The organism is Serratia sp. MMO-28 (genome assembly GCF_037199905.1).
GTDB lineage: Bacteria > Pseudomonadota > Gammaproteobacteria > Enterobacterales > Enterobacteriaceae > Chania > Chania oryzae.
The window spans coordinates 141596-157473 of record NZ_JBBCVB010000002.1 but is presented as its reverse complement, the minus strand read 5'-3'; the positions used below and the strand labels follow the sequence as shown (position 1 = coordinate 157473).

Annotated in this window: 7 protein-coding genes; 1 reads left to right on the top strand and 6 read right to left on the bottom strand. The window is 55.7% G+C overall.

All coding sequences use genetic code 11. From position 1 onward, the window contains the following. Positions 1–158: 158 nt before the first annotated feature. The 6 genes from WG891_RS02360 to WG891_RS02335 form a co-directional block, all read right to left on the bottom strand. A complete protein-coding gene (locus tag WG891_RS02360; RefSeq protein WP_337261477.1) occupies positions 159–638 on the bottom strand; it encodes a hypothetical protein in 480 nt (159 codons plus the stop codon). After that, positions 638–9799 (bottom strand): hemagglutinin repeat-containing protein, encoded by a 9162-nt coding sequence (locus WG891_RS02355; protein ID WP_337261478.1) that lies wholly within the window; start codon positions 9797–9799, stop codon positions 638–640. The genes WG891_RS02360 and WG891_RS02355 overlap by 1 nt, the downstream gene beginning before the upstream one ends. Before the next feature lie 136 nt (positions 9800–9935). Continuing rightward, the gene (locus WG891_RS02350; RefSeq protein ID WP_337261479.1) at positions 9936–10508 is read right to left on the bottom strand and encodes an Ail/Lom family outer membrane beta-barrel protein; all 573 of its coding nucleotides are present in this window, start codon (positions 10506–10508) and stop codon (positions 9936–9938) included. Positions 10509–10570: 62 nt separating this feature from the next. Next, a complete protein-coding gene (locus WG891_RS02345) occupies positions 10571–11104 on the bottom strand; it encodes a toxin-activating lysine-acyltransferase (RefSeq protein WP_337261480.1) in 534 nt (177 codons plus the stop codon). A gap of 10 nt (positions 11105–11114) precedes the next feature. Next, the gene (locus tag WG891_RS02340) at positions 11115–12734 is read right to left on the bottom strand and encodes a ShlB/FhaC/HecB family hemolysin secretion/activation protein (RefSeq protein WP_337261596.1); all 1620 of its coding nucleotides are present in this window, start codon (positions 12732–12734) and stop codon (positions 11115–11117) included. Between the two features lie 440 nt (positions 12735–13174). Further along, a complete protein-coding gene (locus WG891_RS02335; protein ID WP_337261481.1) occupies positions 13175–13450 on the bottom strand; it encodes a helix-turn-helix domain-containing protein in 276 nt (91 codons plus the stop codon). Positions 13451–14044: 594 nt separating this feature from the next. Here WG891_RS02335 and WG891_RS02330 point away from each other — a divergent pair. Beyond that, positions 14045–15847 carry an IPT/TIG domain-containing protein gene (locus WG891_RS02330; protein ID WP_337261482.1) on the top strand — a complete coding sequence of 601 codons (1803 nt, stop codon included), beginning with the start codon at positions 14045–14047 and terminating at the stop codon, positions 15845–15847. Positions 15848–15878: the final 31 nt, after the last annotated feature.

Below are 15878 nucleotides of genomic sequence, written 5' to 3'. Positions count from 1 at the left end.
CTCCAGTACTCCCAGAGCAATGCCATGTACCATCATGAGTGCTGGAGAACTGATGAACATTACCATCAGAGTCAATGGGGTATCTTTTTTTCCCACTTTCGACGGCATTACCAAACAACTCAAAAGAGTTTTTCGGCTCTGTGTCTGCTCCTATCTCACTAATATGGCAAACAATATGCGCCTTCTAAAGATTCATACTGTGTAACTGCATTATGACCTTCAGCCAAATATTCTACATCTATCGGTTCCGGTGGATAATCTTTCGTATAAGACCCTTCCAAAAATGAACGATACTGCTCCAATACATACAATGCTTGCTCAATAGTTAAAAGCACCTGCTGCTCTTGTACATATTCACACCCAATGAAGACCTTACCTTGGGTTACCATCACCCAATGAGCGTTACCTATGCCGAAATTGCCATCAGTGCTTTTTCCAGAAGCTAAATCAGTCAGGCTTTTTATCCAGATATCAACAGAATGGATCCCATATTGAATATCATTAGATAACCACCCTGAAACTTCACGGGCTCCATACCCCACTACATCTCCATCCAGGGTATTGCGAATTTCTCCCCCAATAGGGACGAATAATCTGCTCTTTTCATTCCACCAAAAAGTAATTTGATCATTTAACATTACTTTTTACCCCCATTATAGACAGGCCATGCCGTTGCGCCTGTTCCATCGGGCTTACCGTAAAAGCCTTGAATTTCCAGGCCACTGGATGATTTCCCGCTCCACATTTCTGTATTAGGTATTCTCTCAGAATTTTTAAACGCACTTTCGATCTCTTGGGCTGTCTGGCGTTTTGACCATTGTTCAGGGAAAAATGTGGTCTGGGCTTTCTTACTTACCCATTGTCCTGTATCCGGATCCCTAACAGAGATGTAACCTGTTGAAACGCCATTAGAATCTGGTGCTCCCGTTACTTTATCTATCTTAATATTCGGATCACGAACATAGTGCCCACCAGAACCAACTTTTGTTCCATCTTTAAGAGTTTTCACTTCCCCGTTCAGAATGTGATCCATCCTGATATATGCAGTTTGTGAATCTTTCCCAGCCTGTTCCTTCACCAGTTCCAGCGGTGTAGAGGAGGGTTTAAAGTCATCAAGATACTCACCAGCCTTCCATGACGGATTATTCTTTGCCGCATTAACTGTCACGGCTTCAGCCTTGGCCGCCGCTGCTTCCGCCGCAGTCTTACCCACCCCGATAGCGCCACCGGCACCAACCCCTCCAGGCACCACCGATTCCGCTGCCATTATACCGGCCTCGTTCAGACATATTATCGGCGCAGATTGGCATCCGGCAAGCGCCGCTCTAGCCAGAACAGCAACTTCCGCTGAGGCCGCAACAATAGTCACCCCACCTGCTACAATCAGATTCCCTTCAGCAACACCTTTAGCAATATTTGCTTTACAAGTCGAATCACAGTCTGGTGTTTTCCCTAACCAGAACCCAAGGTCTGACCCTATACCAAGGTTATTGTTCTCAAGCGCGTTCTTCCCGGCCTGTCCTCCCGCAACCGTATCTGCCGTGCTGTCACCCACAATACCCCCGGCCAAACCTGCTGCCAGGGTGCCCAGCGCACTGATGGTCTGACGCTGTTCTTCCGTCAGATCGTCACGATTGATACCGGGGTACATCTGCTGGGCGATAAATTCACCCATGACCGCGCCGGAGGCTCCCGCTAACGCACTGTTGCCATTCACTGCTGCGGTTACCGCACCCAGAACGGCGTGCGCCATCAGGTTGGCTTCGGTATTCACTGTCTTGCCATCCGCACTGGTGGTCATCTTGTGAATGACCTCCGCCAGATACGGCGCACTGGCTCCCGCCAGCGCTTTCGCCATATCACCACCGGCCAGTCCCTGTATCGCTGCTGTTGCCGCCTGAATACCCTGCTGCAGTGCGCTACCGGTGCCGTACTGCTTCATGGCATCTTTATAGGCTTGTGTTTCACGCAGTTTATCCACGGGCAGATCGCCATACTTATCTTTCGCCGCTTTCAGCCCGTTGATATCCCCCTGCGTCCGCGCAATATCAGCCGCTTGGCTGCCAATTTCGCCAATAAGCTGCGCTTCTTTCAGCCGGTTTTGTTCCCTTTCCTTGTCGAATATTTTGTCCAGCCCAGGGTTGGCGTTCTCCACGTCACGGCTGAGATCTCCGACATTCTGGGTCTGCTTGTCTTTGTCACGGATGGTGATGGTGCCCTCAGAGACTGCCGACTTCGTGGTGGAACTGGCACTGTCGCTGCCATTCACCCCGGTCAGGAGGCCATTGGCCATATTCCCCGCGAACTGTCCGCCAATATTCCCACCCGAGCTGATACCCACGCTCTGATGCTCAACCTCGTACTCGGCCTTGTTCTCGATATTCCCAAACCCCAGCGTGCCGGTATCGAGCTTGTTCTTGTCTGCCGTGGCAGTGGATCCAATGACCGCCCCATTGAGCTGGGTGTGCTCACCGACCGTAATGTCGAAGCCCCCTTTTCCGGCGAAGACCCCGGTCTGCTCCTGCACTGCATCATAAGTCGAGTGCATCTTGTCGCGGCTCAGATTGACCGAACCACTGATGGTGCCCACACCGACGCTGCCGCCTGCACTGGCGTTCTGCTGCTTCGAGTCGTAGTTGTCGCTGTCGCGCTCACTGGTTAAGGTCAGGTTGCGACCCACGTCCATCGTCACCTTCTCGCCGCTCACCTGTGCGCCGGTCAGAGTGGTGTCGCGGCCACTGGTGATATTGAGATTATTACCGGCATTCAGTGTGGTCTCGGTGTGAGTCAGCATGTTGCCGCTTTCAGAGCCTTTGCCCTTGTTGACGCTGGCGTTCAACGTCAGGCCATTCTTGCCCTGACCAAAATTCACGCCCACGCCAACCGATCCGCCGTGACTTTCGTTCTTGCCATCCACCGTCTGGGTGTTCTGTGCTGAAAGCAGATTAACGTCCCGCGCCGCATTGAGGTTGATGTCCTTCCCGGCCTGCAACTGGCTGCCCTGAACGTTGATATCGGTGCCGGTCGAGCGGATGTTCAGATTATTACCCGCCGTCAGGGTACTGCCCTGGCTCTGCGACTGGTTGGTCGTCTGCTCGGATTTTGACGACTGGCTGCCGTAGGAGAGGTTCAGCCCCACCAGGCTGGTTTTTTCATCTCCGGCGTTGTGCAGTTCGTTAGCCTGAGCGGCCTGTACCCCGCTCAATGCCGCTTTCATCCCCTGCAGCGCCGCAAGACGACCGCTGCTTTCCTTGCTGGCATCGTTGGCGCTGGATACCGCTGAACTCACCGCGCTGCCTACCGTACCGGAGAGCGCCAGTGTCAGACCGCTTTGCTTCTGCTCCACCACATGCCTCTGGGTACTCTGGTTTTCTGCGGCGAGGACATTGACTTCCTTGCCGGTGAGATTGATATCTTTTCCGGCCAGCACGTCAGAACCCTGAACCGTCAGATTATTACCTGCATTCAGGGTCACATTCCCCTGGGTGCTGCCCACGGTGCTGCCGACGCTGGTCTGAGATTTGCCATCATCGGTGGTTTTGGTGTCATTGGTGCCGTAGCTGAACCCAATGCCACCGGTGCCAGAGAGGCCGCTTTTCTTCTCCTGCAGCATATGCGTTTCATCCCGCTGCTCGGTTGCGGCCTGCAGGTTAAGATTGTTACCGGCGGAAAGCGTCACATCTTGCGTAGCCGCCACGCTGCTGCCTGTGACAGTCAAATCACGTCCGGCTTGCAGGCTCACGCTGTCGCCGCTCAACTGGCTACCGCTCACGGTCTGCTGGCTGATCGTGTCCCGTGATTCGGTGGTGGTTTTCGAGAGCATGCCACTGCTGCCGGTCGCCTTGTAATGCTGGTCCAGTGTGGTGCTGTCGATGCCATGCTGAATGTTGATATCGTTACCTGCCGCCATACTGAGCTTGTCACCGGCAGAAACGTTGCCTGCGGTAATATTCACATTATTTCCGGCACCCAACTGAACGTTTCCTGCACCGACGATTTCACTGCCGACCTGCTGACTGCTGGAGTGGTGCTGCCAGTTATCACCCCAGTTGAGGTTGTCTTTGCTGCCGGTGGTGACAGTATTGAGGTTCAGGTCACGTCCAGCGGTAATGGACGTACTGCCGCCTTCTCCGCTATTCACCACCTGCGCCGCCGTCAGATTCACATCGCGCCCGGCCTGCAACGCCAAGGTGCCATCCGGTTGCTGAACATACAGCCCGGCGACGCGGTCCAGCGTGTTACGCGCAAAATCACCACCGGCGCTCTCAGCGCTGCGGGTGGTAGTGATGGCGTTGATATCCCGCCCGGCGGTCGCCACCAGGCTTTGTTGCCCGGCAATCACCCCGCCCACGTTATTGATATCGGTACGCGCTTTTAACGCCACATCATTACCCTGGATCAGTCCGCCCAGGTTATTGATGTTCTCCGCCAGGATCTGCGTACTCTGCTGGCCGTTGATGCGCCCGCTGTTGGTCAGATCGCTACTCAGGTTCAGGCCGACATTTTTCCCGGCCAGCAACGCACCGCTGCCATCCAAGTCACCCGCCTTGACGGTGGCATACACCTGCGGCACCAGCACCTGCTGGGTGCTGCCGTCCGGCAGCGTCACCGTTTGGGCGACCAGCCAGACGATATCGCCACTGAGCAGTGCCATCTGTTCAGCAGTGAGCGCCACACCCAGGGTCAGGTTATATTTTTTACCAAACTCGACGCCGTTGTTCATCAGCGCCTTGAACTGATCTTCGTCGTTGGTAAAGCCGTCGAGATAACGGTTACCGCTCAGAGCAATCACCTGCTCGCGGATCAGTCGCTGCTCGTAGTAGCCGTCTCCCAGACGTTTGAGCACGTTGTTCGGGTCAGTCGTGAAGGCGTTCATCATGTAATCTGAACCCAGCCACTGTTTCTGGTTGGTGAAGCGCGGATCGGTTTCCACCAGATACGGGCTGCTATCCGGGCGCACCTGGAACAAGCTGTTGTCCGGCAACTGGGTGTTTGGCCCCACCAGGCGCACCACCTTGCCGGAGTCCCCGAGGCTCACCTCAAAGGTTTTACCTGCTGGCAGGGTAACGGCCCCCGGCACCACCGGCAGCAGGTTGCCTGCGCCCGGCCCGGCAATCGGCACGGCATTAATGCCTGCTGCACCCTGGATATCGCCATTGATGTCCGCTTTTTGCTGCGCATCAATCACCAGAGCACTGCCCTGGCCCTGGGTATATTCCGCCAGCGTGCTCGGTTTCAGCGTGATGGCCTGGATCACCGTCGGCGGTGTGTAGCCGGTTTCATCGACATTGGAGGAGTCACCGCCCTTCTGCTGATGACGGGAATAGTAGGTGGCTTTACCGACATCGTTAATCTGACGGTTGGCCTCCACCTCAACGTTATCGACGGATCCCGCCTGCAGCGCCAGTGCGCCACCGGCAATGATCTGGCTCTTGTCGTTCAGCACACTCCCCGCATTGATACTGAGATTGCCGCCAGCGATGATTTTCGCTGGGTCAGACTCTTTCACCCGATCCTCGGTAATGGTGCGGGTGTAGTCGTAATGAGTAAAACGATCGCCGTCGGTGGTGTGACAGATCACCCCTTCGATACACAGGATGTTCACTTCGTCCTGGTAGATATAAATGGTGTAGTCTTTGTCGTTATAACGCACGCCGTTATTCAGCCGCGCCACTTCGTATTCAGAAATCTGCTCCTGAGAAACCAGCACGTTTTCCAACGAGAAGTGGTCGTTGACGTTGTTGATTTGCCCGATATTGAGCGCCATATCACCGGCGGACTCAATCGTGGAGCTGTGATTGTTGAGCACACCGCCCTGGCCGATGGCCTGATAGTTACCATCCAGCGCGCCGCCAATCGCCATAAAACCATCGCTATAAATCAGTGCGTGGTCGTAATTGTTGAGGGTGCCGACACCGATATCCAGCCGCTGACGGGCGGCAATCGTCGCCGCCTGGCCGTTCTCCGCCAGGTTGTTCAATGTTCCCGCCTGGATAGCGAGCGCATCGCCATAAATACGGCCACTGCCGATATTATTGACGGTAGCCCCGTTGAGGCGGGTAGTGAAACCGTCAATCAGGCCGTAGTTGGTCAGGCTCTGCGTAGCGGTGAGTTGCGTGGTGCCTGCGCTGATTTCTGCCGTGACACTGTTGAACAGGTTGGTCGCCGTCAGGTCAAGCTGGTTTCCGGCCTGGATCAGTGACTGGTTGGTCAAATTACCCTGAGTGCTCAAGACCAGATTGTTGCCTGCCTGCACCGTGCCGACGTTGAAGAAATCCTGCGTCAGATTGAGGGTCATGTCGCCAAGCGACAGCAGCGAGCCATCGCCGGTCAGGGAACCACTATTTAAGGTGAGTTGCTGACCCGCTTCCATCGACCCAGCGCTGTTGGTGATCTGCTGGGCCTGGGTCTGGAGGCGGTTTTGCGCACTGAGTAAGCCTGCGCTGTTGTTGAGATGACCGCTCAAATTGAGCGTCAGCGCATCATCGACACGCAATGCACCCTGGCTGTTATCGACATCTACCGCATTCAGCGTCAGACTGCCACCCTGGATGCCGCGCTGGGCATCAAGCGTGTTCTGGTTAAGGATGGTGGCAGCGTTCAGGGTCACGTTCAATGCGCCCTGGATCAGCCCGGCCCCGTTGTCGATCACCGATTGAGCAGCATTAAGCGCCATATCGCCCAGTGCCTGGATCTGGCCCTGCTGGTTGTTGAGGCGGCTGGCCGTCAGGTCTAGTGTACCCTTGCTAAAGAGGTTGCCCTGCAGGCTGTTGTCGAAGACAGCCGTATTAAGCGTCATCGCCCCGCCAGAAGCGAGCAGGCCGTACTGGTTACTGACGTCCGCGCTGGCGAGTAACATGTCACCCTGCGCACTGAAGGTGCCGTGCTGGTTATCCAGCCCGTACCCCTGAGTATTCCACTGTAAACTCTGCCCGGACTGCAAACTGCCCCAGGCATTATTGAGTGCCTGCGTCAGGGCTTTGATAGAACCCAATGCCGCAATCTGGCCTTCCTGATTATTAACCGCCCCAGCGGTCAAGGTCAGTTGCTGGTTACTGATCAACACACCGTGCTGGTTATCCAGCGTTGCGGTGTTAAGGGTCAGATCCCCCTGGCTGGTAATGCCACCCTGGTCACCACTGTAGGTGTTGCTGAGTGTTCCGCCCTGGGTGTCGATCAGCAGATCAGCGGCGCTTTGCAGCAAACCGCCGTCATCGTTCAGGAGACCGGTGTTGAAGAGTGACAGCGTGCTGAGCGAAGCCAACTGCCCACCCCGGTTATCGAGGTTGCCGGTGTGTAACTGCGTTTCACCACCCCCGACGAGTTTCCCCTGGCGGTTATCGAGCGCACCACTGGAAAGCGACAGAGAGCCTGACGCCCCAAGCAGGCCCCCCGCCGCGTTATTGATGTTCTGACCATGGGTGTCAAGTGTCAGTGCGGCCCCCGACTGGAGAGTGCCTGCCTGGTTGTTGAGGGCACCACTACTGAGTGTCAGGCCGTTATCGGCCAGGATTTTACCTGCAGCATTATTAATATCGCTGGTTTTAGCCTCAAGGGTGCTGGCGGCAATCTGACCGCTGCGGTTGTCGAGGTTCCCGGTCGAAAGGCTCATGCTGCCGGAACTGATGATGCCGCCCTGGGTGCCGCTGTTGCGGTTGATCACTTCCGCGCCACGACTGTCGAGATTCAGCGCGGAACCGGCCTGGATCAGCCCACCGGTGTTATCCACTGCCCCCGTGAGGGAGTTCAAACGCCCATCGGCGGCAATCAGACCGTCGCGGTTGTTCAATGTGCCGCCGAGGGTCAGGGTTAAATCGTGTTTGTCGGCCGCAATGAGTTCACCCTGCTGGTTGTTCAGCGTTCCGGCGGTGAGCGACAACGCGCCGTTGGAGAACACGGAACCGTCCAGGTTATCAAACAGGTCGGTGACATTGAGATTCAGCGTGCCGTTGCCAGTCTGGGTCATCTGTCCGCCACGGTGCGACAGGCTTCCCGCGTTGAGGGTGATGTTCCCGGCCTGGGTGGTGGTGTTGTCGAGGTGCAGCGCGGTGCCGGTGAGCGCCAGACTGCCGTTGGACACCACGGCACCCTTGTCGCCGTTCATCTGGCCTGCCTGAATCGACAAGGCTCCATCACCGGCATGAATAATCGTGCCGGTTTCGTTATTGAGGCTGGCGGTGTTGAGCGTCAGGTTTTTACTGTTGCTGGCAATGGTGCCTGCACGGTTGTTGATGCGGGTCGTGTGCGACAGGGTTAAATCCTGCTGCCCCAGTTGCTGTATCGTGCCCTGCTGGTTAGACAAACTACTGGCGGTGAGAGAAAGCTGGTCGGCACTGAGTTTACCGCCGTCGTTATTGAGCATCCCACCGGTACGGGCAGAAAAGGTTTGTGTGGCGGCCACGTTGGCCCCGGCGGTGCGGAGTTCGCCCACCGTGGCCTGAAGGTCAATGGTGTTGCCGTAGGTCTGGCTGCCGCTGAAATCGAGTGCCGTACCCGTCGCAGACAATTGCCCGGCTGCGGAGTTCTGGCCGTTGGCGGTGAGCTGCCCCTGGCTGTTGAGCGTCAGGTTGCCGCTCGTGCCGAGTTTGCCATCGCTCGCCATGCCTGCGGCGAGTACCCCTTGGGTGGTGCTGTTGATGCTGGCTGCGGTGAGGGTGGTGTTACCCTGTGCTGCCACGATCCCGCTGTTGGTCAGTGCGCCACGGCTCTGTACCTGGGTATCGGCCCCTGCGTACAGCTTGCCGCTGTTGGTGATATCCCCGGAGGTTGTCACCTGGACCGCCTGAGAAGCAGTCATCGCCCCGCTGTTGGTGAGCGTGCCATCCGCATTGACCACCACGTCACCGGCGATGGCATTAAGCGCCCCGGCATTATGCACGCCCACCCCGGCTTCGGTGCCCAGCAGGCGGATTTTATTGGCGTACATACCGCCCAGTTGGGATACGTCGATAGCGATTTGTGGTCGTGGGCTGCCATCAGCCGCTTTGGCACTGACCGACTGGTGCGCGGCATCCACCTGGTTGCGCCCGGTAGTCACCGCTAAATCGTTGGCCCACAGCCCGGCATTGATTTTGACCGAACGGGCAATCAAGTCGGTGTGATCCTGCAGGCTGCTGTCGAGCCCCTTGCCCTGAATCACAATCTCGCCGCGCTCGACGTTGTAGCCGGTCAGTTGGCCGTTGGTCATTTGTGCCTGGCCGGTGGTGAGGGTGGCACGGTTGGCGTTGATGAAGCCACAGCCACTGCAGGTGATGCCTGCCGGGTTAGCAATGACCACCTGGGCCTTTTGTCCGGCGACTTCGATAAAGCCGTTTAACTGGCTCGGGTCACGGGCATTGACTTCGTTCAGAATGACTTTGGCTTCGCCTTTTGCGAGCCACGGGTTGGCAGTGACCATCCCGGCGATCTGGGTCTGGGTGTTGAGGTGGCTGTTGTTGAGCACCACGCCCTTGTTATCGACGTCGAACTGGCTGTAGACGTTGCGCGATACCCCGGCAGCACTCGGGGTCTGGATATTGACCTGCGGGGTGCCGTTGGCACTGCTGATAATGGTCGGCTGCTGGTTGCCCGGCGCACTGCCATCGGCAACGATATTGGCCTGCACCGGCTGGATGGCACCGAGCGCCAGCAGCAGGGCAAAGCACACGCCTTTAACCGAGCCAATGATCTGGCTGAGGGTGTGACCGGTGCCAGATGAAGGCAAGGCAGCCGCCGCACGGCCAGCGCCAGCGATATCGGGCACGACCATCAGCATGCCACGGGCGGTATTGAATACGATGCGATATAAGTTCTTGTTCACAACAACGTCCCTGCAGAAAATCTGAAAGTGAAAAAGTCAGTTTTTTTATCTACCCCAATGGCCTCAAGCGACAGCGTAGTGACCTATCGCTTCAGGTCATCAGGGACTATCCCGGTCGAAACCGGGATGTCTGGCATCAGAAGCGATAGCCGATAGCAATATTGAAACCATTAATATCGTGAGACTGTCCGGCGATATTCAGTCTGGAACCTTCGTAACCGATATCGACGGCCACATTCTCAATCGGGTTGATCTGCACACCCGCGCCATACATCAGGGACGTCTTGTTTTCATTGCCAGACTGACTACCCGCCAGCACATAAGAGCCCTGGTAGTTGTACCACTGGGAGGAGTAATCAACTTTATTGCGATTGAACCCCAGCAGGCCATAGGCGCTGATAAACTCATTAAAGCGGTAAGCCGGGCCCACAGACAGTGAGTAATATTTGATCTTGGCTTCGTTATTAATGATGTCTCTGGCAAGCAGATAAGAGTAATCATCCTTGCCACTCATATAGGTAAATGAGCCGATCACGCTGACCGGGGAATCCCACTCATAGCGGTACTTGAGATTCACCCCGTTGATGTTGTGCAGATTCTGTACCTTGCTCTGTGCATACCCCACAGAAACCGTGTGCTGATCCGCCTGTGCCAGCGTACTCAATCCCAGAGCCGCGACCAGTGCAGAGGTCATCCATAATGCTTTCATTGCGTCATCCTTCTTACTTTTTGTGTAACGCCTGTTTGGGTATCACGTTTGACATTCACCCTTCAGGTCGGGAATTCAGGAAGCGAAACCGATAAAGGATGAGCCGCACGCCAGGCGCGAGCCCGCGCGTGACCGATTTGCTCACCCTTGAAATTCATCACCCGCTGGCCTTTTTCAGCACCACGGTGGTAAAGCGCACGGAAACAGCGGTCAGGAAACAGTGTTTCGCCCACCAGACGGCGCATTGCCCGAACCTCACCAAACGGCGCGATCCAGTCGCGTATCCACAGTCGGTAACCGCAAGCCCAGTCGGCCTCCTGCACCAGGATGGCCGGTTGCGTGAGATAACGCGCTTCTGCCTCCGCGTTCAGCCACATCCAGCTCATGAAAAAGAGCGGCTGCGTCCCCCGACTGACCAGCAGGTAGTGCTGATGCTTGATAATCGGCAGCAGCACCGTGGGCAGCGCATGCAGCGGCAGATCCCGATGCTGGGCCGAATGCATCCACAGCCAGACAGAAGCCCCCAGGACTTCGGCCTCACTGCGGTCGCCCCCCAGTATCAACGGGGCATGCACGTCATATGCACCTATCAGCATTGTGCTGTCCTCAAAAATCCCAGTTCAGGGTGAAACCCAGCGTCACCGGGCTGGTCTTGAACCCGTCCGGTTTCGACAGCGGTATGCCAGCAAAGAGGTCGTAACGGGTTTTGAAGGCGCTACCCCGCACGCCGAGCACGCTACCGGCGAGGTGAGTACCTACCCGATCTTCGCTGCCACGACCGCTGACGTGACCGTAATCTGCCCCCAGATACAGCTCCTGATTGGGTACTGGCATGCTCCAGGCCAGTTCATTGCGCACGGTCCATCCCGCGTTGGCGTTCAAGGTGCGCTCACCATCAAAGCCCCGCACCGTAAAACGTCCCCCGATGGCAAACTGATCCTGCGGCGTCAATGGGGTGTTACTCATCTGGCGCTGGTAGTTCAGGTTGTAACGGAATGTCTGCTTGCCCAGGGTAAACGGCACGTTCAACTGGCTGGAGAGCTGGATAATCTTGCTCAGCGCGGTGGCATCACCGTAATACTCTTCCGGCGCAGGCAGTGCGCCGAACCAGCGGGTGCCACGTTGATAGCTGATACCGGCGTCCAGTGTAGCCTGCTGGATAAAGTGACGGTGTTGCAGCCCCATGCGCCAGGCAGCGGTACGGCGGCGCTGCACTTCTATTTCAGTGTCATTGATATAGTTCTTTGAGCCGCGTGTCAGAATATCGTAGGTAAAGGTGGTTTTCTGAGTGCCGCTGCGGTGCAGGACGCGGCTCAGTTGCACCGTCAGATTCTGGCTGTCGCCGCTGTAGCGGTAATCCCCGTTCAGCCCGGCCACGGTCTGGTGATAGTCAAAGTCACTGGCGGTCACCGACAGCATCGCGTAACGGAATGGCACCGAGTAGTGTGCGGTCACGTTTTTGTTGCTCTTGTCGCTACCCGGTTGCAGTGCACGGCTGCCGGAAATATAGAACAGATCGCTCAGCGACAACGGGTTATCCAGTGATAAGGTCAGCCCGCCCTGATAGCGCCCGGTACTGCGGGTGCCGGAGTCGTCCAGCGACGCCCCCAGCCGCCAGATTTTGGCCTGCTGCCACTTGAGCTGAATATCGCTTTCGCCGGGTTTTTCAGCGGGAACGATTTCCATACTGGCCTGTACGGTCGGCAGGCGCTGCAGATTCTCCAGGCCTTGCTCGACTTCGCGCAGGTCCAATAATTGACCGGATCGTGGTGGGAAGGCATTGAACAGCGTGACATGGCTCCCGCTATCCGGCGTCAGTTTCACCTGACGGATGAAACCCGGCAGGATGTTCAGCTTCAACGTACCGCTCTTTAAATCCTGCTGCGGGGCCAGTACGCGGGTGGTGATATAACCGTGGTCCACCAGGCGGTTCTGCATCGTGCTCATCAGCAGATTGATGCCCTTGCCACCGAGACACTGGCCCTGCGCCTGATTGGCGATACGCTGTAACGGTAACCAGCGTGGCAGGGCTTCCCGACCGCTCAGTTCTACCCGTTCGATGGTGAAACAGGGCTTTTCCTGCGGGAAAGCCAGACGGCCCAGGCGGGAAGCCGGGGGCAACAGACGCACATCGGGTGTGGGGGGCAACAACTGCTGTTCCAGCGCGCGCTGACGTTGCTGCTGCAGGATCAGTTGCTCATCAGCAAATGCGCCAGGGGATATCATCAGAAATACAGGCACAGCTGCGATACAGACGCGACAACGACGCGCCTGAAAGACGAAACGGGGAAACAGCATCAAACAGTCCTTGTTGGAGAACGTTTATTATTTGTTATGAAAGTTTGAGCAAATACTATCCACGCGAACCGCTGTTTACAATATTTAAAATAGATATTTTATTGCGGCAAGGCAGGCAAACGCGGTGCGACCCCCGCTCCTAATGGGCTGATGGCCTGTCCGGCAAACACCCCACAAAAGCCAGTGCCAGGATACGGAAAATTCATCGATCGTTTCTACCGATCAATCTTGGAAATCTGATCGTTACAAACAATTTAACAGGGTGACGACATTACGCTAGGGTGAACCAGCACCAACACCAGGTTTTTCTTCACCCAGCCCCGCATCAGACGGGGCATTTCTTTGTCAGGCTTTTTGACCCCATCAGGTTATCCCTTCTTGCGGGGAGGGGTAACCGTTTTGCCCCGGTGATAGTCAAGGATCACGTCCGCCAAATCATCCTCAACCGCATAGAAGTACGCCGCGGGCACATTGAGTACCGCCGCAACACGCACCATCAGGGAAAAATCAGGCGGATGCACACCGCGTTCGTACTGATTCATACGCGCACTGGCCGTCGCCTCGTCAATACCCGCCAGGATACCAAGCTGTTGTTGTGAAATTCCGGCAGCCAATCGTGCCGCTTTTAGCCGCTCTGGAAGCATGATGCCTGTTTACCAAGGGGAAAATACGCCATTGGTAAATTTTCATGTTTATGGCTTGCGCTCACACTAAGCATTGCTTAGTATTGCTATGACAGATAAAATAATGTCATCCAGTAACCTGAGAAATATCAAAAGACAACTCAAACAGTGTCAGTAAAATGCTTCCGTTTTTGTACCAACACCAGGTTTTTCACTCTCTGCCCTGTTTCACTAGGGCGCTTACCTTATTGTCATAATTCGCCGTATCCAAAGAGATTTATTTTAAGGAGAAATCCGATTTCGTTGACTTGATAGTATGTTTGGTTTTTAATCAGGTCAGCAGGACATAGAGAAATCAATAATTGCATATTCTTTTCACCAATACGCTGATATTCCTGCTAACCCGCCTGCTCTGAACGCCATAGCGTCAGCTTAATTATCAGTACCACTATTTCTCTGTATAAAAGAACACAGCCCCATTCCTTATATGGATTTTGGTTTAAGTAAAATCACTCCTCTTTTTATATGGCTTGCACCCGGTTTATAACCCAGCATTTCGTCTTGCGCTGTTTTCTGCCGGGGATACTGCTCTGGCTCGTCGCGGTTTCTGCTGCCATGGCGCAGACTGTCCTGCAGGGCAGTCTGACTGAAAATACCTCTCTCAGCAGGGATAAGAGCCCCTATCTGGTTGAGGGGGAACTCCTTCTCCAGAATGGCGCACAGTTGGAAATTGAGGCAGGAGTGACGCTGTATATGGGGGGAAATGCCCGACTTAACGTCATATCGGGAAGCGTGAAGATCCGTGGCACACAGGAATACCCTGTGCGGGTCATTTCAGACAAGGTGCGTCAGGGACTTTCCCCTGCACCAGGCGATTGGGATCAGTGGATATTCTCTGCCGGAACGGTTGCCACCCATCTTGACCATGTCGTGTTTGAACATGGTCACGGTTTAGCTGTTTATGGCTCCAGCCCGGTATTTAACTATCTTACTTTGCGTCATCACCAGGGCGCAGCGATCACCATTGATCTAAAAGCCTCGCCCAGTGGGATCGGTAACGTCGCGAGCCACAACACGGTAAATGGCATTGCTGTCCCCTCCGGGGATATTGTTACCGATGTCAATTGGACACTCGAAGGACTGCCGTATGTCATTACCGCCGGGGACGTGTCCGTCGGTCAGAGTCCAGCCTTGTTTTCCGTGATTCCCAATACGGTTGAACAGGGAGAAACCGTGACACTGACCGTGACAGGACAACAGTTACAAGGCATTGACTCAGCCACCTTTGACCGTCCTGGCCTGACGCTGCTGCCACTGCCCGGCGCTTCGGCCCATTCTGCAGCGTTTCAATTGACCGTTGCTCCCACGGCCTCATCAGGCCCGGCAACACTTCAACTGCAACTCGATGCTGGCAACGTCACGCTTCCTGACGCACTGACCGTGGGTCCTGCTCTGCTTGCACTGGAATCATTACAACCCAGTACCATTGAAGCCAACGCGGGAAGCGTGCCACTGACGGTCATCGGGCGTCACTTCACCTCTCAGTCCGAACTGCTGATGGAGGGGCAGGTCTTGCCTGCTACCTATATCAGCACAACCACACTGCAGACTACGCTACCCAACCAGCCGGCAGCGGGTTCGCTGTCGATGCAGGTGCGTACCCCTTCAGTTGGCAAACCCGGTGATTTCATCCTGTCAAATATTCTGATGCTCAACGTCACCAAGGCTGCACTGCCGGTAATCACTATCGTTCCACGCCCGATTGAGTATGCACCTGATGGGCAGGCACACCCCCTCACCCTGTCACTGAGCAAACCCGCTCCCACGCCATATAACCTGTCACTTAAGTCATCCGCTCCCCATGTGGTCAGCGTTGAGCCTTCAACCCTTACCATTCATCCAGGTGAAACCCAGGCTACCTTTACACTTACACCTCATACGCTGGGCAGTGCAATCCTCTCCATAGAATCGCCCCCCCTGAGCAAGGTCACCGAAAATGTCCTGGTTTCCATGGATATTGCCCGTGCCCGAACAGGCTTTGCGCCTGCCGTTGGCATTCGTGTCGGCAAAGCCTCCCTGCCTCAACTTGCCACTCCTTTTGATGCCATACATGCCCCTTCGGTTGGGTTACGTGTCGGTCAACGCAGCCTGCCACAATCAGCAGTCAAAACAGATGCGACTCACGCACGCCCTGTCGGAATACGGGTTGGCATGCGTAACCTGCCACAGCCTGCGGTACAGACTGACACGGCTCGCGCACAGCCAATCGGCATTTTGGTTGGTAAACGCACACGGCCTCAACCGCCAATACAAACCAGTACGGAGCATGCGCAACCACTCGGCATTCTGGTCGGCAAACGCACACGGCCCCTGTCAGTAACACAACCTGACACCCGTGATTTCCAGCCGATGCAATGATGGATGACAGAATGCTTATGCCCCAGAAAAC

What these genes read in the sequence shown, in the direction of transcription:
- WG891_RS02360 (WP_337261477.1), bottom strand. Translation starts at nt 638, where the DNA reads ATGTTAAATGATCAAATTACTTTTTGGTGGAATGAAAAGAGCAGATTA.
- WG891_RS02350 (WP_337261479.1), bottom strand. Translation starts at nt 10,508, where the DNA reads ATGAAAGCATTATGGATGACCTCTGCACTGGTCGCGGCTCTGGGATTG.
- WG891_RS02345 (WP_337261480.1), bottom strand. Translation starts at nt 11,104, where the DNA reads ATGCTGATAGGTGCATATGACGTGCATGCCCCGTTGATACTGGGGGGC.
- WG891_RS02340 (WP_337261596.1), bottom strand. Translation starts at nt 12,734, where the DNA reads ATGATATCCCCTGGCGCATTTGCTGATGAGCAACTGATCCTGCAGCAG.
- WG891_RS02335 (WP_337261481.1), bottom strand. Translation starts at nt 13,450, where the DNA reads ATGCTTCCAGAGCGGCTAAAAGCGGCACGATTGGCTGCCGGAATTTCA.
- WG891_RS02330 (WP_337261482.1), top strand. Translation starts at nt 14,045, where the DNA reads ATGGCGCAGACTGTCCTGCAGGGCAGTCTGACTGAAAATACCTCTCTC.